Raw genomic sequence first — 25,261 nt, 5'->3', positions numbered from 1 at the left:
GCAATACCCAGATAATAACGAATTCTGTCGGGTATTGCCTAAGTTAATGAAGATCTGATCAGTCTTCTTTGAAGCGTGCCGAGAGCTGATGAAAATCGTCAACTTTGGATTTTAGTACAGCACTACTGCGTTCTACATGGTTAACCTCATTAAGGTTTTGAACTGAGGTATCTGCGATAGCATGAATGTGCTGGCTTGTTTGTTGAGACATATTCTCTTGAGAGGCTGCAGACGACGATACTTGATCGACCAGCTGGTAAATTGCCAGTACGTTATCTTCAACCGCTTTAAGCGCGATAGCCCCTTCAGCGGCAAGATCGACACAGGTATTGGTATTGTCACGGTTACTTTCTATTAATGACTGCCAATTCTGGATTGTTTCAAGCATGCTTTCAATGCTGGATTGAATTTGTTCCGTAGCGCTTTGGCTGCGTGACGATAAGGCTCTGACTTCGTCAGCCACAACAGCAAACCCTCGGCCATGCTCTCCTGCACGAGCGGCCTCAATTGCCGCGTTTAACGCCAATAAATTGGTCTGTTCTGCAATACCGCGGATTTCAGACATTACCGCGCTCACTTTTCCTGCCTCTTGGCTGAGTTGGTGAGTGGCATCGGTTGCTTGTTCTGCTTGGGCAGAAAGGTTGTTTAGACTTGATTGGGTTGAATCCAGTTGGTGACGAGTGAGTTCACATTGATCGCGAGTTTGGTCAAGCAATGAGTGGCTTTCTGCTGCATGAGAAGCGACAGAACGCGCTGATTCTGAAATATCATCCATGGCGGTAGCGATATGCTGAATATTGGTATTTTGCTGTGCAATAGCAGAATTTACTCGGCTGGCAGATGCATTTAGATCATCAGCAAGATCATGAAGCGGAGCCGCGGAATCGGTCATTCTCCCTAGGATGGTTCTGATCTTTGCCGAGGCCATTTTTAGGTGATAATCAGCGACTGAAAATGCATCATTGCCCGAAAAAATCAGGCGACTAACACTGTCATATTGAGATTGCAGTGATTTAAGCTTGGCTGGAGTACCGAATAACTCCTGACGGAAAAACAATGCCAATACTACCGCAGGAGAAAGTGAGGCTAGGGTAGAAATGTTCAATCCGTCAGTGAGTGCATTAAAGCCGAATGGCGCGATACATGCGATAGCTAAGGCTACGTGTTTTAGTGCGTTTGGAAGATTAATTGCACCGTTCTTCCCTTTCTGCTCAGCTTTAAGTAATTGGCTGTATGCTTTTGTTGCCACTTGTACTAGATGCGCTTTGGGCTTTACACGAACAGATTGATAGCCCGTAATTGTGCCATTTTCATAAATAGGCGTAACGTAAGCATCTACCCAATAATAGCGGCCACATTTGGTTTTGTTTTTAACTATCCCACGCCATGCTTTTCTTTCACGCAGTCTTGACCATAAATCACCAAAAGCAGCTTTGGGCATATCAGAATGACGAATAATATTGTGATTCTGGCCTATCAATTCATGTTCTTGATAGCCAGCGACTCGACAAAATGAGGAGTTACAGTAGGTAATAACACCTTTAAGATCGGTTGTTGAGACTAACTGTTCGCCTTCTGGAAAGGTAACTTCGTTGTCATTAGTCTGAAGATGGTTGTTTGTGAAATTGAGCGAGCGGGCCACGACTAAACCTTTATGTTGGTTACTTGTTGTTAATATTTTTTATTTTTATCAAGGGTAATAAACCACATTGTTATGATAAATATCAATATATTAATCATTTAGTGGTAAATTTTGTTAACTCAAACATAAAGCAGTATTAATGGTTATTTTCTTTTATAGCTGGATTCGTTGAATAGAATTGAGTCAAAAGTACCTCATGACAAAATAATGACACTATGAAACTGTATGGTCGTAGTGACAATGCTGGCATGTTCGTGGTCTAAGCAACGCAATGTAAATAATATTTAGCTTAATCAATAACTAATATTTGTTTTTATTCAGGAAGTCTTATGCTGTGGTTTTATAACTTGAGTTTCCGTTGGAAGTTTGTGAGCCCAATTCTATTGGTCGTTTTGATTTTCTCGTTGTTATTTAGTGTCGTTTTTGTGGTCTCTAGTGACCAAGCAAAAGTTAATTCTGTGTTGAATGAACAGGTAAAGCCAACACTGGAACAAATGGATGAAGGTTATCGAGATCTTTACCAAGTGATTACGGCTGGGCAAGGTATTCTGCTGGCTAATGATGATCAAAATTTGATCCGTCAGTATCAGGATATTTATGCCGATGATTCAGAGAAAGCGTTAAGCCGCTTGCTCTCAGCTCAGCTGTTAGTTGATAGTGGCTTTATTGATGACAGCCATCGTCGTACTTTAAGTACAATTGAAGTGGTGTTTACTCGCTGGTTAGCGCATTACAAAGTCATTATGGATAACCCATCAGAAGCTGCGGACTACTATTTTGATACGCGACGTAATATTGACTCGGATTTTAATGAGTTAGTGGTTCTTTACAAGTCATTACGCACGGAGATTGAGTTAGCTGAATCAGAGTTAACCTATGCGCTCGAAAAAGAAGTGAAAACGGCAACAGTGGTGATTGAAGCTGGCATGGTACTGGCTTTAATATTCTCATTATTCATTGCTTGGTTTACATCTGGCATCATTATTACACCATTAAGACGCTTATCTGAGACGATGCATGATATATCAAAAGGAGAGGGCGATTTAACCCAACGTATTCACGTTGAATCTACAGATGAAATTGGGCAGTTAGGTAACGCATTCAATGCCTTTATTTCTACGGTTCATCAAACCATCAGTGAAGTATCTTCCACCCTTGCAACTGTGCAATCTGCAACTCAACATATTCAAGCTGAAACACAAGGTGTTAGGAAGAACGCTTCTTCTCAGCAAGAAGAGAGTGCGCAAGTGGCAACTGCGGTACATGAAATGAGCGCAACAAGTGATAACGTAAGTGACCATGCAAATGAGGCGGCTCAGGCCAGCCAACATGCAAGTGACGAATCGAATGCTGCGCGTACCGTGCTAGGTGAAGCGGTTAATTCTATTCACCAGCTCGCTGATGATATTGACGCGTCAAGCCAAGTAATCACAGAGCTAGAACAAGATGTCGGTAGTATTGCTTCGATTCTGGATGTTATAAGAGGGATTGCTGACCAAACGAACCTATTGGCACTCAATGCGGCTATCGAAGCGGCGAGAGCGGGTGAGCAAGGACGCGGATTTGCGGTCGTCGCTGATGAAGTTCGTTCTTTAGCTAGTAAGACCCAAGCCAGTACGGGTGAAATTCAAGCAATGATTGAACGTTTGCAACTCGGGGCGAAAGAAGCCGTTGTTGCGATGGAAAGCAGCCGCTCCAGCGGGGTGAATACTGTCGGGCAAGCAAATACGGCTAACGAATCACTAGATGCTATTAGCCATTCTATTGAAGTTATCAATGAAATGAATTTACAAATAGCTACAGCAGCGGCTCAGCAAAGCCAAGTGAGCGAAGACATTAATAAGAATGTTCAGCATATTGCTGACATGAGTCATGAAGTGGTTAATCAGGTTCATTCGACAGAGCACGCCTTTGATAATTTGGCGGCTCAATGCCAACAATTATCTTCACTTGTTGGACGGTTTAAAATCTAACGAACTGAAGCAACATCAAATACTTTAAACCTCCTCGTTGGAGGTTTTTTATATCAACCATGAATTGCCACGCGATATCATTGAAAAACTTGAAGTAAATCAGCAGGAATAATTGAATCATATGTACTCGCTAAGTTGCATACGGTATTCTGGCGTCAAAGTGAACGCTGTATATTTGAGGAGTAAACCATGCCATACGATACTTTAGTCACAGTTGGTATTTTCATTGTTGTTGCCATCGCATTTATTGCCGCTGGGGTGAAAACCGTTCCGCAAGGCAGTGAATGGACGGTTGAGCGCTTCGGGCGTTATACCAAAACCTTACACCCGGGTTTGAATTTAATCGTGCCATTCATTGATAACGTAGGTAACAAAATTAATGTGATGGAAAGGGTCTTAGATATTCCTGCGCAGGAAGTTATCTCGAGGGACAATGCCAATGTCACTATTGATGCTGTGTGTTTTGTTCAAGTGATTGACGCGGCGAAAGCGGCATATGAAGTTACCGATCTTGAGCACGCTATTCGCAACCTAACATTAACGAATATTCGAACAGTACTCGGCTCGATGGAGCTTGATGAGATGTTATCTCAACGTGATACGATTAATGGCCGTCTACTTTCGATTGTCGATCAGGCGACAAACCCTTGGGGTGTGAAGGTTACACGTATTGAGATTAAAGATGTGCAGCCTCCTGCTGATTTGACCTCTGCAATGAATGCCCAAATGAAAGCAGAGCGTAATAAACGTGCAGAAGTATTGGAAGCTGAAGGTGTACGTCAGGCTGAAATTTTACGAGCTGAAGGCCATAAGCAATCAGAAATTTTACGAGCTGAAGGTGACAAACAAGCAGCCATTTTACAAGCAGAAGCACGCGAGCGTGCAGCAGAAGCAGAAGCTCGAGCAACAAGTATGGTTTCAGATGCAATTGCAAAAGGTGACGTAAAAGCGATTAATTATTTCATCGCTCAAGGTTACACCGATGCATTAAAATCTATTGGTCAGGCTGAAAATGGGAAAATCATTATGCTGCCACTAGAAGCAACTGGCCTAATGGGATCGGTTGCAGGTATTGCTGAACTATTAGGGCAAACAGGCCGTAATAGTGAAGACAGCCATAAAGGAAACAAAGCATGATCACACTGCTTGAGCAAATGAACGTCTGGCATTGGCTAGCGTTAGGTTTAGTATTATTGCTGCTTGAGCTGTTAGGGACTGCGGGATATTTATTATGGTTGGGTTTATCTGCCATGATGGTTGGCGCGTTGTTGTTGGCGCTGCCACTGGGATGGGAAATGCAATGGACCACCTTTGCGGTGTTGTCTTTGTTTACAACGTGGCTATGGTGGCGTTACCAGCATAAAAAAGATCGCCTTGGTGATAATGCGAGACACTTAAATCAACGAACAGAACAGCTTGTTGGTCAAACATGTGTACTGCAAGAAGCATTCCCTATTGGTCAAGGTCGTCTTCAGTTTGGAGATACAACCTGGATTGCAAAAGCGGAGTCAAACATTTCTTCTGGCACACTTGTTGAAGTTGTGCGAGTTGAAGGAATCATATTGATCATTCAAGAGAAAGCTAAGCAATAATAACGTGATCTGTTGTTATCTTAATGATTCAAAATAAAACGCGGCTTCTTCGGAAGCCGCGTTTACATAAACTGAAAGCTATTGTATTGATTGAATACTTTGCACGGTATTACCACTATTATCTTCAATATCTATATCAGCCCCGCGAGAAATTAAAAGCTCTGTGAGTTCAGCTCGACCAAATAACGTTGAGTACATTAGTGCAGTTTGCCCTGCTTTATTCTGATGATTGGTTTCACAATCTGCATTGATTAATTGGCGGGCTATCCTTAATTCTCCTTTGAAAATAGCAGCCATCAACGCTGTGTTCCCTCTGTTATCTTGCAGACAAGCATTTGCACCTTGTTTTAGTAATTGTTCAACAGCGCTCGACCGACCGTTATAACTGGCAACCATTAGTGCGGTATACCCTTTTGGATCTTGAATATCGATAGGTAGTCCAGCTTTGACAAATTCATTAAGTATTTCGATATCGCCTGTACGAGCGGCTGCATAAAAATAGATGATAAGTTCGTCGTAGGCACTTGGCTTCTGTGGCTGAACGGTACTTGCTTGAACGCTAGGTAGAAGCCCTGTGAATAATAAGAATAAAAGACCCAGTGTTCTGGTGAAAGTTGTATGCATATAAGTCCCCATGAGCCTCTCAGCAAATAGTGCGGTAGTGTTACTACCGCACGTTTCTATAGCGTAATTACCGTAATTAATGAGTACTTGCTATGCGTTTAACTTCGTTTAGATCGCCACTAACGGCTTGAGTTAGGCGTGTACCGTATTCTTTGTCGGCCTGGTAGGTAAAGCTCAGAATTTGGTGCTTAATACTGTCATCCTTAACGGCGCTTAGATCACCTGCAAAGTTAGCGATTAAATTATCTTGCTGCTCTGGACTAAAACTGCGGTACAAATCACCAGCTTGGGCAAAGTTGAGTTGTTTCTCGATGCTAGCTTGCTGCACAGTACCGTTTAGCGGAGTCTGACTGTGTCGAGCTTGGCTATCTTCTGCTACGTTATCACGGCTTGGCTGATAGTTAATATCAGATCGGGTGTTACCAACATTGCCAGCACCGTCTTGGTTGTAGTTTACAACCTTCACTTTCGATTGATTAATAGGTAGCTGTTGGTGGTTTGCACCTAGACGGTACATTTGTGTATCGGCATAAGAAAAGACGCGGCCTTGCAACAGTCTATCTTCAGATGGCTCAATTCCCTTAATTAAGTTCGCAGGTGCCATCGCCACTTGCTCGCTCTCTTGGAAGAAATTATCTGGGGTGCGATTTAGTGTCATTGTTCCCACCTTTGTTTCAGCAACGTTTGGCCACATTTTTGTTGCATCAAGCGGGTTATAATCATGATTATTAAGATCCGTTGGTTTCATGACTTTGATGTACAGATCCCACTGCGGGAAGTTACCCATGGCAATGTTATCGTATAAATCTCGGGTCATGTGCTGGAAATCTTTTGATTGGATCTCAGCTGCCTGCGCACTGGTTAAGTTTTCGATGCCTTGGCGGCTCTTCCATTGGAATTTAACGTAGTTAACTTCACCGTTATCGTTGATCATCTTATATGCATGAACACCAAAGCCATCCATCGTGCGGTAGTTTGCAGGTGTACCATGATCGCTATATAGCCAGGTCAACATGTGTGTTGCACCAGGTTCATATGAAAAGAAATCAAAAAAGCGGTTTGGATCTTGGATATTCCTGACGGGTGATGGTTTTAATGAATGCACCATGTCGGGGAATTTAATCGCATCACGAATGAAGAAAACAGGTAAGTTATTGCCAACTAGATCCCAGTTACCTTCGTCAGTATAGAATTTGGTCGCAAAGCCTCGTGGATCGCGCAATGATTCTGGGCTGCCTTTGCCATGAATAACGGATGAGAATCGAACGAATACCGGTGTTTTTTTACCTGTACTTGCAAAGGGTGCTGCGCTGGTTATATCACTGAAATCAGTACTGGCGACAAAGACGCCATGAGCCCCAGCACCGCGAGCGTGTACAACACGCTCAGGGATGCGCTCACGAGCAAAGCGTTGTAGTTTTTGAATCAGTTGTACATCTTCTAACAGCACGCTACCTTGGCTTCCCGCGGTAATTGAGTTTTGGTTATCACCAACAGCGGCACCGTTGTCTCGAGTAAGCGTGTTTGCACCTGCGCTAAAGGCTGTTGCCATACAAAGCGCAAGAACCAAAGATTTTTGTTTTAATTTCATTATGTTATTACCCGCTAGTATTATTATGTTTCAATGAAACTATACGGATATGCCTATAGTTTAAGAAATTGCTGCTATCTATTTATTTAATAGGTGAAACTTATCAATCATATAGGAGAGCTAGGATGAAGGTTTTCCCTGTTTATCATTCGCTGTTTCCTACTGTAAACAGAACGTTTCCAAATGCGCGGTGTTGTTAGTGTGTTGTAACCGATAAAATTGAATGCAACCGATTACGTCGGTTCAATAATTATTAATAGTCAGCCAAAAGAAGATAAACGATGAAATTGGAAGCCGTTGATTACAACGCGGATAATGCCGCAGAGTTATTCGTTGAATCCTTACGCAATACGGGGTTTGGTGTGTTAAAAAATCACCCAATCCAGCAGCAACTCGTACAATCTATCTATGATCATTGGCAGGAATTCTTCAATACCGAAGAAAAAGAAGCATTCCGTTTTAATGTCGACACGCAAGATGGCTTCTTTCCGGCTGAAGTGTCAGAAGTAGCGAAAGGGCATTCTAAAAAAGATATCAAAGAGTACTTTCACTACTACCCTTGGGGTCAGTGCCCTGAATCATTGCAGGCTGAAATACAGCGTTATTATGAAGAAGCAAACAAGCTAGCAAGTGAATTACTGACTTGGGTTGAAGCACACTCGCCAGAGAGTGTTTCTGCACTATACTCTCAATCGCTTTCAAGCATGATTGATGGTAGCGATAAAACCTTGCTTCGCGTGCTGCATTACCCACCATTGAAAGGTGATGAAGAACTGGGCGCGATTCGCGCCGGGGCGCACGAAGATATTAACTTGCTTACGGTACTACCTGCTGCCAATGAACCTGGCCTACAGGTATTAACCAAAGAAGGTGAGTGGTTAGATGTGCCATGTGACTTTGGTAACTTAATCATTAATATCGGTGACATGCTGCAAGAGGCATCGGATGGCTATTTTCCATCAACGACACACCGTGTCATTAACCCTGAAGGGTCGGATAAGACCAAGGCACGTGTTTCACTGCCATTGTTCTTGCACCCAAAACCAGACGTTGTCCTATCAGAGCGCCACACGGCAAACAGCTATTTGATGGAGCGCCTACGTGAGCTAGGCGTTATTTAAGTTATATTGCTTTGGTGATGAATATAAAAGCCAACCTTTGGGTTGGCTTTTTGTTGTTTTGAGCTTACGAGGGTTGATGATAGCGATAGTTCTCAACCATCTCCTTGATTGCTTTCCGTAGCCAAATTAGCTTCGGGTTATGGGTGTTACGCTTATGCCACATAAGGGTGAATGGTACATCAAGGCCATGGGTGTCTTCATTTTCAAGCGGGATTGGTTTGGCAATTAAGTTGGGGTGATGATGCTTGATATACTCGCGGCAGTAGCCCGGTGCTGTGGTAAACATTAATTGATTTGGCTGAGCTGCCATAAACAATGACTGTTCAAAGGTGGAAACAGACAGCGAGACATTGCGCTTTAATCCTTTTGCGGCAAGTACTTCATCCAACGCCCAGCTCTCACGGGCTTCCCACAACACGGTAATGTGCGAGTACTGCAAGAAAGTCTCAAGTGACCAAGGTTGTTTGGTTGCAGGGTGATCACTGCGCATATAGACCATCGGTTTTTCGGTAAATAGCACTTCATAATCAATGTAGTATGGAAGTAACGCCAATGTTTCTTGCGAGCGGTGGTGAGTTTCACGTCCGGTAAAACCGATATCGGCATTACCGTTAATAATTGCCTCAAGGGAGTCGTAATCCCAGTTGCGGATTTTAATGTTGGAATCATGATACTGCTGGCTAATAAGCTGCGGCAACTGGCTTAACATCACCATATGTAAAGGTGATTCCATCATTAGCTGAAACTTCACTCCTTTTGGGGCTTCAGAGCCTCGCTTCGAAGAAAGCTGAGTCCCAATTTGAAACCACTCTGATAACTCAGTTTCCATACTCAGTGATAGTAGCGTTGGCTGTAAACCATGAGGCGTACGAACAAATAGCGGATCGTCAAACCACTCGCGTAATTTTGTTAGCGATTTGCTTACTGCTGAAGGTGTGACAGAGAGTTTCTTTGCAGCCTTAGTAACACTTCGTTCCTGTAGTAGCAGCTGCAATGTAATCAGCAGATTTAAATCGAGTCGGTGGAGTGGTTTACTCATGGTGTTCTCTTACTGGTTACAGGCAATAGTAGCGTTAGGCTCAGGCTGCCTTATCGTTATGATTAGTAATAGATTAACCACGGCAGCCAAGAGTAATAATATCATCAATATATTGATGGCGCTGATGCCTAACCAGCCCATAAACCAAATATAAAAGGCGGAAAAAGAAACTTGGCATACGCCAAGGATTGAGCTAGCGAGTCCTGCATGCTGCTTAAACGGTGCTAAAGCTTGGCTGGTTAAAGTCCCAAATCCTATCGAGAACCCAGAGCAAATAAAGGCAAAGCCAAACATATAGATGGCGTATGAGCTTTGCTGCTGGTTTGCCATCCATAATATGGTGGCAGAACAAAAGAAGAAAACTTGCGACACAATAATTATCTTTTGTTGACCAAATTGGCTTAGCAGTTTCGGGGTAAGGAATGAACTGATCATACTTACACCCGCAAGCATTGCCATTGCGGTTGAGTATTGGCCTTTGTCGAAGCCGAGAGTATCCATTAATAGCATCGGGGAAACACCGACATAGGTAAGAATAGCGGTCACACACAAAGAGGTATTAACCAAGCGGGTTAGGTAAATACGACTTAGAAAGGCATGGTGTGCATGCTGAGAGGGTGTGTTTGGCTGATTAATTGAGCTTTTTTCTTTACTGGTATCCGGACGTGACTCTTTTAAAAAGAATAAACACAGTAAACCTATAAACGCTGCAGTTGTTGCCATGGCCAAGAATAAACTCGTCCATGCAAATCTTAGCATGATGAGATGACCGATCACTGGGGCAAGAACTGGAACAATACATGTGATCCCGTTGATCATTGAGAGTACTTTGGCTCGTTTATCATCATCAAGCGCATCGCGCAGAATGGCAAAAGTAACGACGTAGCAAAAGCCAGCCCCGATACCTTGGCCAAAACGAGCAAAGAAAAAATCTTGGCTATTGGATGCCCCCATCGCCCACCAAGAGGCAACTGCGAAAATGATCGAACCAACGATCGCTACGGGTTTACGCCCCAATTTATCGGCGGCATAGCCTCCGAAAACCATGGTGGATGCCATACCAATCAAATAAATTGAAAAGGCAGCATGTAAATCTGCTTCGGAGGCATTGAGTGATGCTGCAATTTCAGGTAGCCCAACCAGATATAAGTCAATCCCAAGGGGATACATTAGTATTAAAGAAAAGCAGCAGATAAGTAATTTATTCATGGTGTACGGGCAATTATTCAAGGTAGCGACACCTTATCGGTATCACGCTAAACCTGCGAGTTGCCTTTAAGACAATCGTGATTGCCAAATAGGAAATATGCTATTTGGCAATCAATGTGCTGTTATTGAATTTGGGTTGCCGATAAACGATTAACGTGAAGTGTGTGCTGAATTATTAAACAATATCAGCATGATAAAGGCCTTTCTTGTAGTGTGGTTAATTAATTTTGCTTTGTATTTAATGATAAGGAAAGTCAATGGCATTGTCTGGTAGCCAATTAAAAGGATGTATTGTAGGTGTGATGGTTCTCCCTATGGTGGTGAACGCTGGCGAGGTTGATCCTTTTACGGGGGCTTATTATGGGGAGGTGGATTTTGCACCTCTTACCATCATTAAGAAGCATAATGACCGTTACTTTGCCAAGGTTGCTACGGGCTCGGTTGAACTTGAGATGAGCGTCGATGGTCAGTTTAAAGCAAAAAATCCACAAATCGATATCAGCGGTCAGTTCGGCAATAAAGTTGATGGAAAATATCAAAGTAAACAAGTGGATATTTATGGTTCTTCCTATGTTTATCAACGAAAAGTATTAGAGAAGCCAGCAATTACCGCCTTATATAGCGCTGATGGTAGCTATAGTGCATTCAGTCCTACGAGCCATTCCCAGTGCAGCAGTCCATTCCCTAATGCAGAGAAAGCAACCCATAAGCTGCTAACTCAATCGTCAAAAATGGCTGCGCTGATAAAGAATATTGAGCAGGGACGCTATGATTACGGCAATATTGATAGTCTTCTTATTTTAAAAGATGGCGATCTCGTATTTGAACGGTACTTTAATGGTTGGCAGCAAGAAGAGCCGCATACCGTGCAGTCGGTGAGTAAAAGCCTGACATCATTGTTATACGGTATGGCAGAAAAGCAGGGGATGATTCAAGGTGATGACAGCCTCGCATCGACATACCTCCCCAAGTATCGAGCGCTCTTTGACGGTGAAAAAACGAATATTACCATTAAGCATTTATTAACGATGTCGTCAGGCTTATATTGGGATGAATGGTCTACGTCATACGAAGATCCCAATAATATTCGTATTAAAGAAATGATGAGTGATGATTCTGTCGCATTTACTCTATCTCAAGATATGATCCACACACCGGGTGAGCAATTTGTATACAGCGGCGGCAGCGTTGGCGTTATTGGTGAAGTTGTTCGAGAGGCAAGTGGGCATTCATCTGTTAGTGACTACGCCATGAAAGGGCCTTTGGCAGCGCTTTGCTTTCAAAATGCATTTTGGGTAAAGCAAAACGATCAACGTTCCAATGTTGCTGGTGGGGTATACCTAAGACCAAGAGACATGCTCAAGTTAGGGCTGTTGGTACTCAATAACGGCAACTGGAATGGAAAATCACTGGTAGATGCTAAATGGCTTGAGAACTCAACCACACCAGTAATCAAAACGGGACTAACAGGCAGCGAATACAGCTACTATTGGTGGAATACGACATATCGTCATAATGGCAAACACTATCCTGCCATAAAGGCTATGGGTTATGGTGGTCAAGATATTGTAATCGTCAAAGCGTTAGATTTAGTCGTGGTAAAAACAGCATCTAATTTTCATTCTCGTTCGTTAATCGATAGCATTATGGTAAATCAAATACTGCCGACATTTGTTCGCTAACCTAAACCTGTACTAGGCTCCCACAGCGAAAAGCAGGTAACCCATAACCCCGCAGCGCATCAATGTAACAGTTGATGCGTATTTGGCCGGTTGGGAAACTACTTGGTGATAAGCCGTCAGATACAGCTAGGTGGTTAAAGGCAATGTTTGAGTCTTTGTGTTGGCTTTGAATCACCTCAAATAGAATTTGAGACCGATGAACATGAATCGAGGCGCTGATTAAAGTCGCGTGTTTTATCTGATGTTTGTGGAGCAAATTCAAACTGTAGTGAGCATTTTCAATGGTGTTGGCTGCTTGGTCTTCTTTAATGATACGTTCGCCAGCAATACCATGGTTAATGAGCCATTGTTCCATTTGCTCTGCTTCTGTTTTTCCTGCTGTTTTAACTCCTCCAGTGACAATGATCAGGCTATTGGGTGATAGTAAGGCGAGGCTACGTGTTGCTTCTAGTCGGAGCGCGAGAGGCTTTGCTATCGTCCCGTCGCCATTGAGCTTATAGCCAAGCGTGACGATAGCGTGTGGTGCGGCAGTTTCTATTTCATGCTGATATTGAATTGATTGGCTTAATTTGCGCTCGATAATTGCAAGGGTGTTGGTTGCCCCTATAGCGACATCAGCGTTTTTAGTCGTGCATTGGAAGGTAAGTTTCTTGAGGTAACCATCACTGCGTGCTTGCTGATCAAAAAAATGATACCAAGTGGCAAGGTAGCAGTGAATGATGTCGCGTTGCTGGGTATTGGCTGTTAACAAGGCTTGTTCATAATAGTCTATTGCTTGCTCTAATTGTCCCCTGAAGGTTTCGATGTTCGCCATGGTGATGGCGATATCTGTATGTTGCTCCTTCGGGGCTTGAAGAAGTGCCTGAGTAAGGTAATAGTTTACCGCATAAAGGTTAGAGACTTGTTCACCATGTAGCTGAAAATTATTACGGCTAGGGCTGTTATAGGCATTAAAAGCCTGCTTTATCAGTAAGTTTTCCAATTAACTAATATCTTCCATGTTTGTCCGGGAGTTTAGCTACACTCAATAATGTTATACCTGCAGCAATGGCCTAGGGTGCTATATCACATGACTAAACGCAATGTGCTCGGTGTGATTTGAAGCCTTAGAAGTCGCAGTATTAAATAACAAGGAGATGACGATGGCGAACTTGTTCAAACAGCATGGTGCCTTCAGCTGGTCTGAATTAATGACAGACGATCCTGAAAAAGCGCTGGAATTTTATACCCAAACGATTGGCTGGGAAGTTGAAGCGATGCCGATGCCACAAGGGACTTATCATGTATTAAAGGCAAACGGGGAGCCCGTTGGTGGCGTGATGGCCAAGCCTGAAGGCTATGAGCATATTCCCAATCATTGGGGAACCTATGTCACGGTAGATAATGTCGATGCTACGCTCGAAAAAGTTGTTGCGGCGGGTGGTAAAGCTATTTATGAGCCGATGGATGTTCCCGGCGTAGGCCGAATGTGTGCGATTAATGATCCAGATGGTGCAGTACTTTCGATTATTACCTATGAATCACCTGACTGCCATGAATAACCGTTAAGCACCTTACCGACGAATCAATACCTTTGAAGATAAAACCTTTGAAGATAAAACCGCTTGGTTTACTTTTAATAAAAGTACCCAAGCGGCTTGTTGTTGGAGTGTTCAGAATTCTGCTATTTAATGCAACTGAGCATATAATCGATAACCGGATCACTATTGTCTTTAAGCTGTAATGCTTTAGGCAAAAATGCGGGCTTGCTTAAGATTTCACGTGTTATTAACTCATCAAGTAAAGGTTTAAACTCAAAGCCTGTTTTTCCTACAAATAATGATGTTAAGTCATCACTTTTGTACGCATGCAGTGCGTCTTTTAAACCTTTTAAGTATAAGTAGTCTTTCGTGAATCCGCCCCCGCGATAGGCGCGAGCCGTGATCGTAAATGCATCATCATCGCTAAGTCCATAGTCGTGTTTTAGCAGGTGGAAGGTATCGTTAAAGCTTTCACCGCGTACCATCATATCCACAGCGACTACGCGTAAAGCGAGTGTTTTTAGTCGATGCAGCGGGAAGCTACCTGACAAATGCTCACATAATATCGCCAGCCCTTCTTGAGTATGGGTATTCCCCGGCAAACCCAGTTTTAGTACCTTGAGCGGCTGCCTATCGGCATTCGCGCTGGTGACTAAGTGAACACCTAATTCGTGATGAATAAGAGCATCTAAGTCTTTCTGGGTAAACTTACAACCAAGGTTTACTTTGATACTACGCCCGCTAACCATCGCGCGGGCGATGAGCTGTTTCGATCCAACCACACTACATTTAACGCCGTAGTCATCTGCTGCGGCTTTAAACGCTTGTATTGCCTCTTTAGCTGAAATTGTTGGCTCAAGCGGTGCTTCATATTCACGTGAGTGCAATATGAAGTTCGCATTGGCAATGTCTAATTGATCTGGCTGGCCGTAGTAGCGTAGTGAATTATATAAAAACTCATCAGTGCCAATACTGGTTAATAGATCAATACGTACTGCGAGTTGATCAATCACCTTGCGGTACATTTTCTGAATATCAGCATCACGAACATCTTCAACCGGTAAACGATAAAGTTGCTCTCGGAACTTATATGGGTCTAGATCTAATTGCCGATAAGTAAAAGCCGGCTGATAGTCATGTGAACGATGTAAGAACCGGCGTTTTTCCTGCTTAATATTCGTCGGGTTAATATAGCTGAGTGTATTTACCCCTCGTGCGATCGAAAACAGTTGGCGATCAAGCTTAAGTACTTCACGCGGTAGCGTAGAAGCCAACACATGGCTACTGGTTAGTCGCTTTACCTTTGTACGACGCAGAATCGTCTCTGCAGCATGCTCGGTAATTACCGTTTTCATGGCTTCTTTCATTTTTTCGACGACCAAGGGAAAGCTTTCACCTCGATTCTCGTCCATAAAGACTTTTTTTAACTCCAGTGGCATGATCAACGTATTGGCAAAGTTGTTTTTTACGAAGTTGGCTTGGTAGCCCATACCATGAAAAACATCGTTCACCTTTGCGTCGACTGCAATATTTGGCAGCTCTACGGTTGCGAGTTTATCAACAAAACTTTTGATCTCTTTATGCCAACGACGAGTATTGACCTGTTTCGTCCCTAAATTGAACACTGGTACATCTCGGTCGATGCGCTGATAGTTATATGAATGTATGTCGTATAGTAGACATAATCCAAATCGGCTCTCTAGTGTGTCAACTAAGCACGCAAGAATACGGTAATAACAACTGTGCTTTGCCAGTGATGCTGACCGCTCCTCAGATGTTAGTGGTTCAGACCAAACTTGTTTGCCCCACGCTTCATCATAAATGCAATTTTCTGGTTCACGGTTAAGATCATACTCATAGCGTGAGTCTTCAGCTTGCAGCACAATTGGCAGTGAAGAGATGAAGTCACCGGTAAACGGGTCTTCTTCAAAATAGCGCTCACCTTCACTTAGTTGGCATTTAGACATTAGATCACCGCGCAAGCGGTGACCGTGATGAATTGCCGTTGCAATATAAGGCTGATATTCACTGATGCGAATGGTCAGGCTTCCATCGTTTAGCTGTGCTTCAAATGGGATAAGGTGCTGGATCTTGTCCAGCACTTCCGCTTCAGTAAGTTGTAGCATCGGCGATCACCTGACGGAACTCATTTTTCCGCGCAATGCTAACTTCTTTTGCCACTACAACGCTTTCGACAAAATCCAACACCTTGCTTTGCAGTTTGGTGCGGTTTAAGCGATTAATACGGGTAATGCCCCCAGGACTAAGCACGTTAACCTCGACCAATTTCCCGTTGATCACATCTAAGCCAACAAAGTACAAGCCATCACGCACCAGTTTCGGGCCAATGTGCTTACATAAACGAAGCTCTTGCTTCGTTAGGGTGTGCTTAACTTCTTTACCACCGGCATGAATGTTAGAGCGCACATCACCTTGAGCAGGCACACGGCGCATCGCGCCAATAGGTTCACCATTTAGCATCATGATGCGTACATCACCCGCCTCAGCCCCTTCAATGTAGTCTTGCAGGATCACATAGTTTTTATCGTCACCGATATAGAAATCCAATAATGATTTCACGCTTGATTTAGCGCTTTTCTCGACAAGAATAACGCCCTTACCGCCATAACCATTCAATGGTTTCAGGATCATGCGGTCATTGGTACTTTCATCTAAAACACGCTCAAGGTAGTCACGGCTTTTTGAAACATGAGTAACGGGAATAAATTCGTTATTCGGATCTGGCAGTGAGGTGGTGTAAAGCTTGTTATTCGCTACACGTAGCCCATCAATATCGTTCATGATAAAGGTATGATCACGAACAGAATCGAGGAAATTCAACGCCATCGTATCTAGCGGTGGGTTAGCGCGCATGAAGATCACATCAAACCCGGCTAATGGTAACTGTGCTCGAGTAAATTCCGCTTTGCGATAGAAGCTTGGAATGTTTAACGAGATATCACCTTGCTTTAGTACTTTACAAAATGCGATTGCAGTACTGTGGCGCATCGTGAGTTTATTGGGTGTTGTAATGGCCACCGTATGGCCGCGTAGTGCAGCTTCATGAATAAGACGTAGTGTTGAATCGTTTTCTGGCTCAACTTTGTCCCACGGGTACATAACAAAACAAATCTTCATAGCATTAGCCCAATGTCTGCCATTTTTGACAGGAAAGAGAAAGAAGCCATCGCACGAAGGTGGATGGCTTAGATATAATTAATTCAGTTTTTTAAAGGTGAAAAAGTGTCACCTTTATTTATCAGATATCGATTTCGGTATCTGTTTCTAATACGTCGTCGTCTTCGAAGCGACCACGTTGTGCGCGTTGTGATACGCAAAGGGTATAACTGCGTATCTTGGTCGAAGTCTTGGTGATGTATTTGTACCAACACTTTCCATAACCAGATTGAATATCTTGTTGACCTAATATTTCAGCAATAAATTGTTGTTCAGCTTCACTAATTGGAAGCAGTGACCCATCAGAGAGACCGCGCATGGTACGCCCGAAGGTTTCAAGTAACTGTGCTTCGTTAACAGTGAATACACCTGAACGGTTAAAGCCTCGTGGGAAATTATTATCGTCGTAAAATTTGCCTACACTTCTCATTAATATGCTTCCTGATGAGATTTTTCGCAGATATTCATCGATGATAGGGGGGAAGTAAATCAAATGTTTTTAGTTGTCACGATAAGAATATTTGATTAATACTTCATGAATACTCGGTGTACTATCACCCTTTTATTCTTCTTCGTTATCGAGAGCGCTAGTGGATACTGAATTACTCAAAACTTTTCTTGAAGTTACAAAAACACGTCACTTTGGACGTGCAGCAGATAATCTTTTTCTCACCCAGTCTGCAGTGAGTTTCCGCATTCGCCAGCTAGAGTCGCAATTAGGTAACGACCTGTTTTCAAGACAACGGGGGAATGTGCATTTAACGGCTGCAGGTGAACGTTTACAGCCGTACGCGGAAGCAATATTACAAACGTGGGGCAGGGCAAAGCAAGATGTGGCATTAAGTGACAGCCATAACCAGCAAGTAACGATTGGTGCATCACCCATGTTTTGGGAGTTTGATGGCATTTCAGACTGGATAAGTCGAATTTATCGTGATGTTGAGGGGTTGGCTTTGCGTCTTGAATCGGTCCCAAGGCAGAGCATGTCAAAAAAGCTGTTTGATAATAGCATTGATGTAGCGATAACCAGTGAGCCACCAAAGATTGAAAACCTACAAGTAACTAAAGCCAAAGATTTTCAATTACAGTTAGTGAGTCGCGAGCCGAACTGCACTATGGAAAAGGTTAAATCAATTCCCTTGGTGTTTTTAGATTGGGGAACGCGTTTTTCAGTTGAGCAAAGCCGTATTCCTGCGCTGCAGAAAACACCAATAATGCATACTCACTCTAGCCGAATGGCGCTTGATTTCTTAATCAATAGCGGTGGTGCGGGCTATTTACCTTCGCCTGTGATTGCGCAAAGTGTTCAGGATGGTTTGTTGTTCCCTGTTGAAGATGCACCAGTGATGGAGCAATCTTTGTTTTTGGTTTGGCGTGAAGACAGCGAAAAGCTTGATTTGCTTGAATCAATGCTTGCTGTACCGTTTAAGCAATTAGTTGAAAGTGTGTAGTCATTAAAGTTGCTTGTTGAATTGATTAAAAATACTCGTTGTACATAAATTGGTAAGGTCGCCTATGCTCACCGTTGTCCCTTAGATGTTGGATTGCATGAGATGTATATCACAAATGGTATTGTTTGGTTGTTGGCCACATTACTATTTTTGGCTGGACCACTATTGTTTAGTATTTTTGTCACAATCAAATATTACTATGCAATAACAGTCGGTAATGATGTGTTGTTATTGGCTGCTATCGTTGCAAGTGTGCAATTAATCAGTATTAGTTATTTACTCTGGAATGGTTTCAGGAAACAAGCATGGCTAAGTTAGATCAAAAATTCTCCAAAGGGCTGAAGTCTAAGCAGAAGTTTGATATTGAAGATAACTTTCAAGACTTTGAGCAGCAATCAAAAAAGAAAAAGCGCCGAATTGTAAGGCAGCGAGAAGAATTTCCGGAGTATAACGACAACTATTAAGATAATCTTTCCAGCTCAGTGAGTTGAATGATCCTATGATCTCATACTGAACAAAAAGGGGCTTTTGCCCCTTTTTTGTTATCTAACTGGACTTCCAAGCTGCACAATTTGGTATAGGCTTAAGCTTATATGCGTGCTTGGAGTTAGTATGAATCCGCTTTCATTTAAAAATGTAGAGAAGTTGACTGGTGAGTCGGTACGATTATTTGATCAGTCCGGACTTGAAGGTGAATTTGTCATCCAAAGTGTGACAACGCTCGAGCGCCATGGCATGGATGACTTAGGCCGGTTAGTTGAACACTTTGTGATTAATTTTCAAGGCGATGGGAGTACCCATTTCCCTGATGGTCATTATCACTTCAAGCACCCTAAATTAGGTGAGATTGAATTGTTTGTATTCCACAAGCATGGGCATGAGTATGAAATCATGGTCGACACTCAAATGATTGGTTAGCGTAATCTTGTTTGCGGTGGATCATTTATAACCAAGTAACTTTCGCTGAAGCTACCACCGAGAACTCGCTGGGGTTATACTAACCCGAGTTTTTATTAAGAATGCAAGAGTGAAACCATGCTAGATAACCTAAGTATTCCTGAGGGAATTGAAAAAGAAGCTGAATTACCAATTCCATCAATTGAAGAGCAAAAGCGTATTGTTGAAGAGCTTAAACGCCTTGAAGAAGCTGGTGAGCTGACTCCTGAGCTGCTAGAAGCATTCATGACAGGTAAGCGAACTCTTGCAGAAGATGATCAAGCATAACTCGTAACCTAATACGCATATTTGTTAGAACGGCACTTTTGAAGTGCCGTTTTAGTATGAAAAAAAGCAAGTACGGTGTTGAAAGTGTTAAGTGGCTCGTGCTGTGGCGTTTTTTTGACGAGGATGTATCCATTTAAGGAATTGTTGATGATATTTTGACGCTCTAGATCTTGTTCTCGACATTCAGCGGAGGATAGCATGAGAACTCATATAGGGCTTACAGGTGCAAAGTATCGTTTTAAAGTGGTAAAGAAAACGGATGAGTACCTGTTGTTTCAGCGTAAATTTTATTTTCTTTGGGTCAGTGACGGTTTAAGTTATTCATCTAAACATGAAGCAACGAATGCTATACCTTATATATAATATGAAATTAGTTTTATATAATGTGAGTTATATGCTCAAATTTAAGTTGTATAATTTAAAGGCATTATAAATATTTGTTGTAATTATAATGTCCTGAAATATCCTAGTCGCAAAATTGTGCTAAAAAAACTTGCTATCTACTTATATTAACTATACTTGAGAGTATGGTTATACAGGCAGTAATAAATGCTTTTTTACCCATAGTATCTTTAGTTACATAGTATCTTTGGTTATTTAAGGAGTATGGTAGATGGTTGACGAAATTCAGTTCTATGAACCTGACGAAGTACATGGTTTTTTATCTAACTTTTCGCCAAGCCCTATATTATTAAGCAATGAAGTTTGGCCTACCAGTGAGCATTATTATCAAGCCCAGAAGTTTGAAGAACCTAGTATCCAGAAAGAAATATTACTCGCCGAAACACCAGATGAAGCATTTAGTTTAAGTCGAAAATATGCTGATAAAGTAAAGCAAGACTGGATGGATGTTAGACATGCGGTTATGAGATATATTGTTTTTGAAAAATTTCGTCAAAATAGTCAGCTAACCCATTTACTAGTCAGCACTGGCGATAATTTATTGACTGAGCACTCTCATAAAGATAATTATTGGGGCGATGGCGGAGACGGTAAAGGTCAAAATGAGTTAGGAAAAATCCTTATGGAAGTAAGGGATTACTTTTCGGAAATAGAGCCTTATAACTTAGTTCACTTTGTCGATAGTGCCAAACTACCTACCCAATGGGGAACTTTTCAGATGTATGGCTTTGTTGAGCAGGCCACAGGAAAAGAGCATTTAGCACTGGTTTATGGCCAGCTTGATGAAAATAAGCCGCCACTAATTCGTTTACATTCAGAGTGTTTAACCGGGGATGCTTTATTTAGTGCTCGTTGCGATTGCGGGTTTCAGCTTTCACGAGCAATGGAAAATATTGTAAGTGCAGGTAGTGGTGTTTTATTTTATTTACGTCAAGAAGGGCGCGGTATTGGTTTAATCAATAAAATACGTGCTTACCACTTACAAGATAATGGTGCTGATACGGTTGAGGCTAATGAAGCGCTCGGTTTTGACGCTGATATGCGAAACTATGATTTTTGTCGTGGAATGTTAAGCTTTCTTAATATTAAATCAGTTGATTTGATGACTAATAATCCTCGAAAAGTGAAGGCTCTTGAGAATGCTGGTATTAACATTAATAAAAGAGTTGCTCTTCAAGAGGGGAATAACCCACATAATAGTGGATATTTGAAAACAAAAGCATCTAAACTTGGCCACATGTTCGACGATGCATTTATTAAGTAAAGTATGAATTCTTAATTTATTTAAATGAACTTAATAATAAAACCACCACTTTGTGGTGGTTTTTCATTATTAAAAATAGGGGTTAATCAAAAATAAGGCTTCACGATATTATCAAGTTTACCTGCTGTTTTTAATTCAGATAGACGTGAGTTAATGAAACTTTGTATTTCTGGGTCCATATTTGGATCGAATGCTAAATAAATAGGGTAATCTGGTATAACAGTACTAAATGATTGGATTTTGTAATCTTTGGTATTCTGGTTTTGCTTCTTTAAATTATACTTAATACGAGATTCCATTTCGATAAATGCAGTATCACCAGGCAATTTTTTGATTACTCGAAAAGCAGCGCTATAGTCTTTAACTCGGAGTTCTTCGACTTGCCCTCCTTCAATATAGGGTATGAGCTGTGGATAATCGAAGCCATGAAGCAGTACGACGACCTTGTCTTCCATATCACTCATGGAATTGAATGTCGGCGATTTTTTGCTGCTGCTTACCAGTACGTGCTTAACATTGTAGATGGGAATATCTGAAAGGTTCTCTGCTTGAACTCCTCCCCAGTTAGGGCTGCCATAAGTGATCCAATTAGGTTCACCACCTGCTTCAAGCAAAGTGATCATCCTATTGAATGGAAAAGTATGGGTATTAATATCGTACGGGCTGTTTTCGAAAACAGCGTTGACAATATCTGTAACAATGCCTTTATGCCTATTGTTTTCTTCAATTTGGAAGGGAGCAGCCTGTTTGGCGATGACATAGTAATTAATAGCTTCTGTTTTATCGGCAAAACTAGAGCAAGATAACATTAGTGCCATTGACATGAGAGATTTTTTAAACATTTTAGTTTCCTTACTAACCTATCTAATTCGAGCGACTATTATTATGGTAGTTGAGTAATAATAAGATGCGAGTTTAGGATGAACGAAACGTGTCAACGAACCAAATTAAAAAGAAAAGTTAGCTTATCTAAGCAATTATTGTTTTTTATTGTCTTAATTAGCTCAGTATTTACACTACTATCAACATCATTCAGTCTTTATCTAGATTATAAAGATGAGCTGTCAGATATTGATACACGCTTTGAACAAATTCATGAAAGTTTCTTTTCTGGTCTAACCTCCAGCTTATGGGTTGAAGACCGCGAGTTACTGTTAACTCAAGCAGAAGGTATCATGCATTTCCCGACAATCTCGTCATTAGTCATCAGAGATGAAAATGAGGTAATTGTTGAATTTGGCACAAAATTGACGGACCAGAAAGTTGAGAAGTCTTGGGTGATGAATCATCAGGTTGGTAATAAAACGTTCGCATTGGCAACGCTAACCCTTCAATCTGATCTAAAAATGGTATACCAAGGCCTGTTTGATAAATTTTTACTGCTCCTATTGGGTCAGGCAATACAAATCTCAATTATTGCTGTGTTTATCTTGTTAATTGCCTACCGCTTACTGGTTCACCCATTAACCTTAATGTCAAAAGCAGTGACACAGTTTGATGATCAAAACGTCCCCTTACCGATAAGCTTACCTAAGCGGTGGATGAATGATGAGATAACCACGCTTTCCCAGCAATATAACGGCACGGTTACTCATATTAGAGATAACTATCAGCAACTAGAGGAAGCACGAAAATCGGCAGAAGAAGCCAATATCAAGAAAAGTGAGTTTCTGGCGAACATGAGTCATGAAATCCGTACTCCCATGAATGGCATTATTGGGTTGTCTGGATTGATGAAAGAAATGGAAATGACCAACGATCAAAAAGAGTATGTTGATATGTTGCATACATCATCATTAACATTACTTGATTTGATTAATGATATTTTAGACTTTTCTAAAATTGAAGCTGGTCGGTTAGAGCTTGAATCCATGCCATTGAATTTGTTTGAATTGAATAAAGAAGTCGAATCTCTCTTTATTGTTCGAACGGCTGAAAAAGGCCTGACATTCCGTTGTACTGTCGATAAACGTATTAGCCCTATTCTATTAGGGGATGCCACTAAGTTACGTCAAATTTTGAATAACCTCGTGAGTAATGCAATTAAATTTACAGAGCATGGTTATGTGCACCTGCATATTCAATTGGAAGAAATATCGGACTTGAGCAGTCGAGTTCGTTTTGAGGTTATCGATAGTGGTATTGGTGTCCCTAAGGATAAACAAGAAGCCATTTTTGATAAGTTCCAGCAAGCCGATGGCAGTACAACACGTAAATATGGCGGTACCGGACTTGGATTAGCAATCGGCCGTGAAATGGTACGGCTAATGGGGGGAGAGCTATCGATTTCAAGCTCCGAGGGTAAAGGTAGTACTTTTTTCTTTGTACTCGACTTAGTGGCTGGCGAGCATATCGTATCGCACGATGAAAAAGACGCCTTTGATAAATTGAACGTGTTGCTAGTTGATGACAGCATGCTAAATATGAGGATTACTTCTGCTCAGCTTCATGCGCTTGGTGCATCAGCAACCAGTTGTGAAAACCCCAACCAAGCGGTCAGCTTAGTTCAGCAAGCTATTGATGAAAAGAAACCATATGATGTCATTATTACTGATAAGGTGATGCCAGATATTGACGGGTTTCAGTTAGCGCATCTTTTAAAAACGAAATTCTCGAGTCAATGCCCTCAGATAATGATGATTTCAGCAGCCCCTGATGTTGGCGATGATAAAAAAGCTAAATTGATGGGGATTACGTCATACCTAGCAAGGCCATATAAAGAAAGTAATTTGAAATGGTCAATACAGCAGCTATTGGCATCGCGTGGTTCTGCGATATCGACAAATAATAGGAGCGTTGCGTATCCGAGTGACGATGCGTCATCAATGTCACCTTCTCAAACGACCCCAGAAGCTTTTTTTCAGTCGGTTAGTTCTACATCGTCGCCAACTGTGACAGAGAATAAACCAACAAAATCACAAACGACGAAAACTAATCAGTCATCGAATCAATGTGATGAGGTCGTAGACAGTAAAGCGTCTGTCGCCATTTTAGTGGTTGAAGATACACTCATTAACCAAAAAGTTGCCAAGATGATGCTTGAAAAGCTGGGGGCGTCAGTTGTTATTGCTGAAAATGGCCAGATAGCCGTCGATCTTTATAGGCAACATGCTTTCGATTTGATTTTTATGGACTGTCAGATGCCAGTATTGGATGGTTTCGAGGCGACACAGGCAATTCGACAATTAGAAAGTGAAGGGGAGCACATTCCCATTATTGCATTAACAGCTAATGTGGTAAAAGAAGAGAAAGACAAGTGTTTTGACGCCGGTATGGATGATTTTGTTTCAAAACCTGTTAGTAAAAAAACGTTGTCTTCAATGCTTGAAAAGCACATAAAGTTAAATACAACACTGTCTACGGGTTAACTTTTGCTGGTGATATACTAGAGGGGGAATAACCCCTCTAGTATTTAAATAAGGTTCATCGCTGTGCTTAGTGAGTTCGATGGCTGTCGATAAAGGCCAATCACAACAGTTAACGTATCTTTGCTGATGTCTTCGGAGAGGTCTTTAATCACATAGAAGTCACTGGTATTGCCAGCAAGGGAAGCGTCGACAAGTCGTTGAAGACTATCGTTTATATCGCCTGTAATCTCAACGGTCTCTATCAGTTCGAACTGATCACTAACAGCTTCGGTTGAAAGAAGTAATTCTGGCGATGCATTGGCAAAGGATGAAGTAGCCAATAAAAAAAGTGCAATAATTCGTAGTTTGAACATGAGATTACTATTCTGTGTATTTGTAATAA

General features: G+C 41.9%; 23 protein-coding genes. 12 read left to right on the top strand and 11 right to left on the bottom strand.

Going from position 1 to position 25,261, the window contains the following annotated elements:
- Positions 1-58: 58 nt before the first annotated feature.
- Complete coding sequence (locus tag L4D78_RS13485) at positions 59-1,642, bottom strand: methyl-accepting chemotaxis protein (protein ID WP_428467404.1); 1,584 nt, start codon at positions 1,640-1,642, stop codon at positions 59-61.
- A 329-nt stretch (positions 1,643-1,971) separates the two neighbouring features.
- Here L4D78_RS13485 and L4D78_RS13480 point away from each other — a divergent pair, with 329 nt between their 5' ends.
- The 3 genes from L4D78_RS13480 to L4D78_RS13470 all read left to right on the top strand — a co-directional run bounded on the left by L4D78_RS13480 (position 1,972) and on the right by L4D78_RS13470 (position 5,207).
- Positions 1,972-3,615 carry a methyl-accepting chemotaxis protein gene (locus L4D78_RS13480; protein WP_428467403.1) on the top strand — a complete coding sequence of 548 codons (1,644 nt, stop codon included), beginning with the start codon at positions 1,972-1,974 and terminating at the stop codon, positions 3,613-3,615.
- Between the two features lie 189 nt (positions 3,616-3,804).
- Positions 3,805-4,752, top strand: a complete 948-nt coding sequence (locus tag L4D78_RS13475; RefSeq protein ID WP_428467402.1) for an SPFH domain-containing protein — start codon at positions 3,805-3,807, stop codon at positions 4,750-4,752.
- A complete protein-coding gene (locus L4D78_RS13470; RefSeq protein WP_428467401.1) occupies positions 4,749-5,207 on the top strand; it encodes an NfeD family protein in 459 nt (152 codons plus the stop codon). The genes L4D78_RS13475 and L4D78_RS13470 overlap by 4 nt, the downstream gene beginning before the upstream one ends.
- Positions 5,208-5,285: 78 nt before the next feature.
- Here L4D78_RS13470 and L4D78_RS13465 read toward each other — a convergent pair whose 3' ends face one another.
- Together L4D78_RS13465 and L4D78_RS13460 are read right to left on the bottom strand one after the other, a co-directional pair.
- Positions 5,286-5,831 carry an ankyrin repeat domain-containing protein gene (locus tag L4D78_RS13465; RefSeq protein ID WP_428467400.1) on the bottom strand — a complete coding sequence of 182 codons (546 nt, stop codon included), beginning with the start codon at positions 5,829-5,831 and terminating at the stop codon, positions 5,286-5,288.
- Positions 5,832-5,907: 76 nt separating this feature from the next.
- Complete coding sequence (locus tag L4D78_RS13460; protein WP_428467399.1) at positions 5,908-7,422, bottom strand: catalase; 1,515 nt, start codon at positions 7,420-7,422, stop codon at positions 5,908-5,910.
- 281 nt (positions 7,423-7,703) lie between these two features.
- Between L4D78_RS13460 and L4D78_RS13455 the strand changes: the two genes are divergently transcribed.
- Positions 7,704-8,543 (top strand): 2OG-Fe(II) oxygenase family protein, encoded by an 840-nt coding sequence (locus L4D78_RS13455; protein WP_428467398.1) that lies wholly within the window; start codon positions 7,704-7,706, stop codon positions 8,541-8,543.
- A gap of 64 nt (positions 8,544-8,607) precedes the next feature.
- On the opposite strand, the gene yidZ is transcribed toward L4D78_RS13455, so the two are convergent.
- Both yidZ and L4D78_RS13445 read right to left on the bottom strand, forming a co-directional pair.
- Entirely contained in the window at positions 8,608-9,582 is a 975-nt protein-coding gene (yidZ, locus tag L4D78_RS13450) for an HTH-type transcriptional regulator YidZ (protein ID WP_428467397.1), read from the bottom strand.
- 9 nt (positions 9,583-9,591) lie between these two features.
- The gene (locus L4D78_RS13445) at positions 9,592-10,791 is read right to left on the bottom strand and encodes an MFS transporter (RefSeq protein ID WP_428467467.1); all 1,200 of its coding nucleotides are present in this window, start codon (positions 10,789-10,791) and stop codon (positions 9,592-9,594) included.
- Between the two features lie 257 nt (positions 10,792-11,048).
- Here L4D78_RS13445 and L4D78_RS13440 point away from each other — a divergent pair, with 257 nt between their 5' ends.
- Complete coding sequence (locus L4D78_RS13440) at positions 11,049-12,473, top strand: serine hydrolase domain-containing protein (RefSeq protein WP_428467396.1); 1,425 nt, start codon at positions 11,049-11,051, stop codon at positions 12,471-12,473.
- Between the two features lies 1 nt (position 12,474).
- Here the strand turns inward: L4D78_RS13440 and L4D78_RS13435 are convergent, their stop codons facing one another.
- Positions 12,475-13,455 (bottom strand): YdcF family protein, encoded by a 981-nt coding sequence (locus L4D78_RS13435; protein ID WP_428467395.1) that lies wholly within the window; start codon positions 13,453-13,455, stop codon positions 12,475-12,477.
- Positions 13,456-13,615: 160 nt separating this feature from the next.
- Between L4D78_RS13435 and L4D78_RS13430 the strand changes: the two genes are divergently transcribed.
- Positions 13,616-14,014 carry a VOC family protein gene (locus L4D78_RS13430; protein WP_428467394.1) on the top strand — a complete coding sequence of 133 codons (399 nt, stop codon included), beginning with the start codon at positions 13,616-13,618 and terminating at the stop codon, positions 14,012-14,014.
- 122 nt (positions 14,015-14,136) lie between these two features.
- Here L4D78_RS13430 and L4D78_RS13425 read toward each other — a convergent pair whose 3' ends face one another.
- The 3 genes from L4D78_RS13425 to L4D78_RS13415 form a co-directional block, all read right to left on the bottom strand.
- Positions 14,137-16,119, bottom strand: a complete 1,983-nt coding sequence (locus L4D78_RS13425; protein ID WP_428467393.1) for a flavohemoglobin expression-modulating QEGLA motif protein — start codon at positions 16,117-16,119, stop codon at positions 14,137-14,139.
- A complete protein-coding gene (gshB, locus tag L4D78_RS13420) occupies positions 16,103-17,131 on the bottom strand; it encodes a glutathione synthase (protein ID WP_428467392.1) in 1,029 nt (342 codons plus the stop codon). Before gshB ends, L4D78_RS13425 begins: the two co-directional genes overlap by 17 nt.
- A gap of 121 nt (positions 17,132-17,252) precedes the next feature.
- Positions 17,253-17,600, bottom strand: coding sequence for a MaoP family protein (locus tag L4D78_RS13415; protein WP_428467391.1), 348 nt, complete (start codon positions 17,598-17,600; stop codon positions 17,253-17,255).
- Between the two features lie 160 nt (positions 17,601-17,760).
- Here L4D78_RS13415 and hdfR point away from each other — a divergent pair, with 160 nt between their 5' ends.
- The 5 genes from hdfR (at position 17,761) to ribA (ending at position 21,511) form a co-directional block, all read left to right on the top strand.
- A complete protein-coding gene (hdfR, locus tag L4D78_RS13410) occupies positions 17,761-18,621 on the top strand; it encodes an HTH-type transcriptional regulator HdfR (RefSeq protein ID WP_428467390.1) in 861 nt (286 codons plus the stop codon).
- Positions 18,622-18,926: 305 nt separating this feature from the next.
- Entirely contained in the window at positions 18,927-19,085 is a 159-nt protein-coding gene (locus tag L4D78_RS13405) for a hypothetical protein (RefSeq protein ID WP_428457864.1), read from the top strand.
- Between the two features lie 148 nt (positions 19,086-19,233).
- Positions 19,234-19,539 (top strand): DUF6916 family protein, encoded by a 306-nt coding sequence (locus L4D78_RS13400; protein ID WP_428457865.1) that lies wholly within the window; start codon positions 19,234-19,236, stop codon positions 19,537-19,539.
- A gap of 117 nt (positions 19,540-19,656) precedes the next feature.
- Complete coding sequence (locus L4D78_RS13395; RefSeq protein WP_428457866.1) at positions 19,657-19,845, top strand: ATPase; 189 nt, start codon at positions 19,657-19,659, stop codon at positions 19,843-19,845.
- 613 nt (positions 19,846-20,458) lie between these two features.
- Complete coding sequence (gene ribA, locus L4D78_RS13390) at positions 20,459-21,511, top strand: GTP cyclohydrolase II (protein WP_428467389.1); 1,053 nt, start codon at positions 20,459-20,461, stop codon at positions 21,509-21,511.
- Between the two features lie 86 nt (positions 21,512-21,597).
- Here ribA and L4D78_RS13385 read toward each other — a convergent pair whose 3' ends face one another.
- Positions 21,598-22,353 carry a substrate-binding periplasmic protein gene (locus tag L4D78_RS13385; RefSeq protein ID WP_428467388.1) on the bottom strand — a complete coding sequence of 252 codons (756 nt, stop codon included), beginning with the start codon at positions 22,351-22,353 and terminating at the stop codon, positions 21,598-21,600.
- A gap of 78 nt (positions 22,354-22,431) precedes the next feature.
- Between L4D78_RS13385 and L4D78_RS13380 the strand changes: the two genes are divergently transcribed.
- Positions 22,432-24,879 (top strand): response regulator, encoded by a 2,448-nt coding sequence (locus L4D78_RS13380; protein ID WP_428467387.1) that lies wholly within the window; start codon positions 22,432-22,434, stop codon positions 24,877-24,879.
- 44 nt (positions 24,880-24,923) lie between these two features.
- Here the strand turns inward: L4D78_RS13380 and L4D78_RS13375 are convergent, their stop codons facing one another.
- Positions 24,924-25,232 (bottom strand): hypothetical protein, encoded by a 309-nt coding sequence (locus tag L4D78_RS13375; RefSeq protein ID WP_428467386.1) that lies wholly within the window; start codon positions 25,230-25,232, stop codon positions 24,924-24,926.
- Positions 25,233-25,261: the final 29 nt, after the last annotated feature.

This window comes from Photobacterium minamisatsumaniensis, assembly GCF_050336695.1.
Lineage (GTDB): Bacteria > Pseudomonadota > Gammaproteobacteria > Enterobacterales > Vibrionaceae > Photobacterium > Photobacterium minamisatsumaniensis.
The sequence above is the reverse complement of the archived record's forward strand: the minus strand, read 5'-3'. Positions and strand labels throughout refer to the sequence as shown.

What these genes read in the sequence shown, in the direction of transcription:
- L4D78_RS13480 (WP_428467403.1), top strand. Translation starts at nt 1,972, where the DNA reads ATGCTGTGGTTTTATAACTTGAGTTTCCGTTGGAAGTTTGTGAGCCCA.
- L4D78_RS13475 (WP_428467402.1), top strand. Translation starts at nt 3,805, where the DNA reads ATGCCATACGATACTTTAGTCACAGTTGGTATTTTCATTGTTGTTGCC.
- L4D78_RS13470 (WP_428467401.1), top strand. Translation starts at nt 4,749, where the DNA reads ATGATCACACTGCTTGAGCAAATGAACGTCTGGCATTGGCTAGCGTTA.
- L4D78_RS13465 (WP_428467400.1), bottom strand. Translation starts at nt 5,831, where the DNA reads ATGCATACAACTTTCACCAGAACACTGGGTCTTTTATTCTTATTATTC.
- L4D78_RS13460 (WP_428467399.1), bottom strand. Translation starts at nt 7,422, where the DNA reads ATGAAATTAAAACAAAAATCTTTGGTTCTTGCGCTTTGTATGGCAACA.
- L4D78_RS13455 (WP_428467398.1), top strand. Translation starts at nt 7,704, where the DNA reads ATGAAATTGGAAGCCGTTGATTACAACGCGGATAATGCCGCAGAGTTA.
- yidZ (WP_428467397.1), bottom strand. Translation starts at nt 9,582, where the DNA reads ATGAGTAAACCACTCCACCGACTCGATTTAAATCTGCTGATTACATTG.
- L4D78_RS13445 (WP_428467467.1), bottom strand. Translation starts at nt 10,791, where the DNA reads ATGAATAAATTACTTATCTGCTGCTTTTCTTTAATACTAATGTATCCC.
- L4D78_RS13440 (WP_428467396.1), top strand. Translation starts at nt 11,049, where the DNA reads ATGGCATTGTCTGGTAGCCAATTAAAAGGATGTATTGTAGGTGTGATG.
- L4D78_RS13430 (WP_428467394.1), top strand. Translation starts at nt 13,616, where the DNA reads ATGGCGAACTTGTTCAAACAGCATGGTGCCTTCAGCTGGTCTGAATTA.
- L4D78_RS13425 (WP_428467393.1), bottom strand. Translation starts at nt 16,119, where the DNA reads ATGCTACAACTTACTGAAGCGGAAGTGCTGGACAAGATCCAGCACCTT.
- gshB (WP_428467392.1), bottom strand. Translation starts at nt 17,131, where the DNA reads ATGAAGATTTGTTTTGTTATGTACCCGTGGGACAAAGTTGAGCCAGAA.
- L4D78_RS13415 (WP_428467391.1), bottom strand. Translation starts at nt 17,600, where the DNA reads ATGAGAAGTGTAGGCAAATTTTACGACGATAATAATTTCCCACGAGGC.
- L4D78_RS13405 (WP_428457864.1), top strand. Translation starts at nt 18,927, where the DNA reads ATGGCTAAGTTAGATCAAAAATTCTCCAAAGGGCTGAAGTCTAAGCAG.
- L4D78_RS13400 (WP_428457865.1), top strand. Translation starts at nt 19,234, where the DNA reads ATGAATCCGCTTTCATTTAAAAATGTAGAGAAGTTGACTGGTGAGTCG.
- L4D78_RS13395 (WP_428457866.1), top strand. Translation starts at nt 19,657, where the DNA reads ATGCTAGATAACCTAAGTATTCCTGAGGGAATTGAAAAAGAAGCTGAA.
- ribA (WP_428467389.1), top strand. Translation starts at nt 20,459, where the DNA reads ATGGTTGACGAAATTCAGTTCTATGAACCTGACGAAGTACATGGTTTT.
- L4D78_RS13385 (WP_428467388.1), bottom strand. Translation starts at nt 22,353, where the DNA reads ATGTTTAAAAAATCTCTCATGTCAATGGCACTAATGTTATCTTGCTCT.
- L4D78_RS13380 (WP_428467387.1), top strand. Translation starts at nt 22,432, where the DNA reads ATGAACGAAACGTGTCAACGAACCAAATTAAAAAGAAAAGTTAGCTTA.
- L4D78_RS13375 (WP_428467386.1), bottom strand. Translation starts at nt 25,232, where the DNA reads ATGTTCAAACTACGAATTATTGCACTTTTTTTATTGGCTACTTCATCC.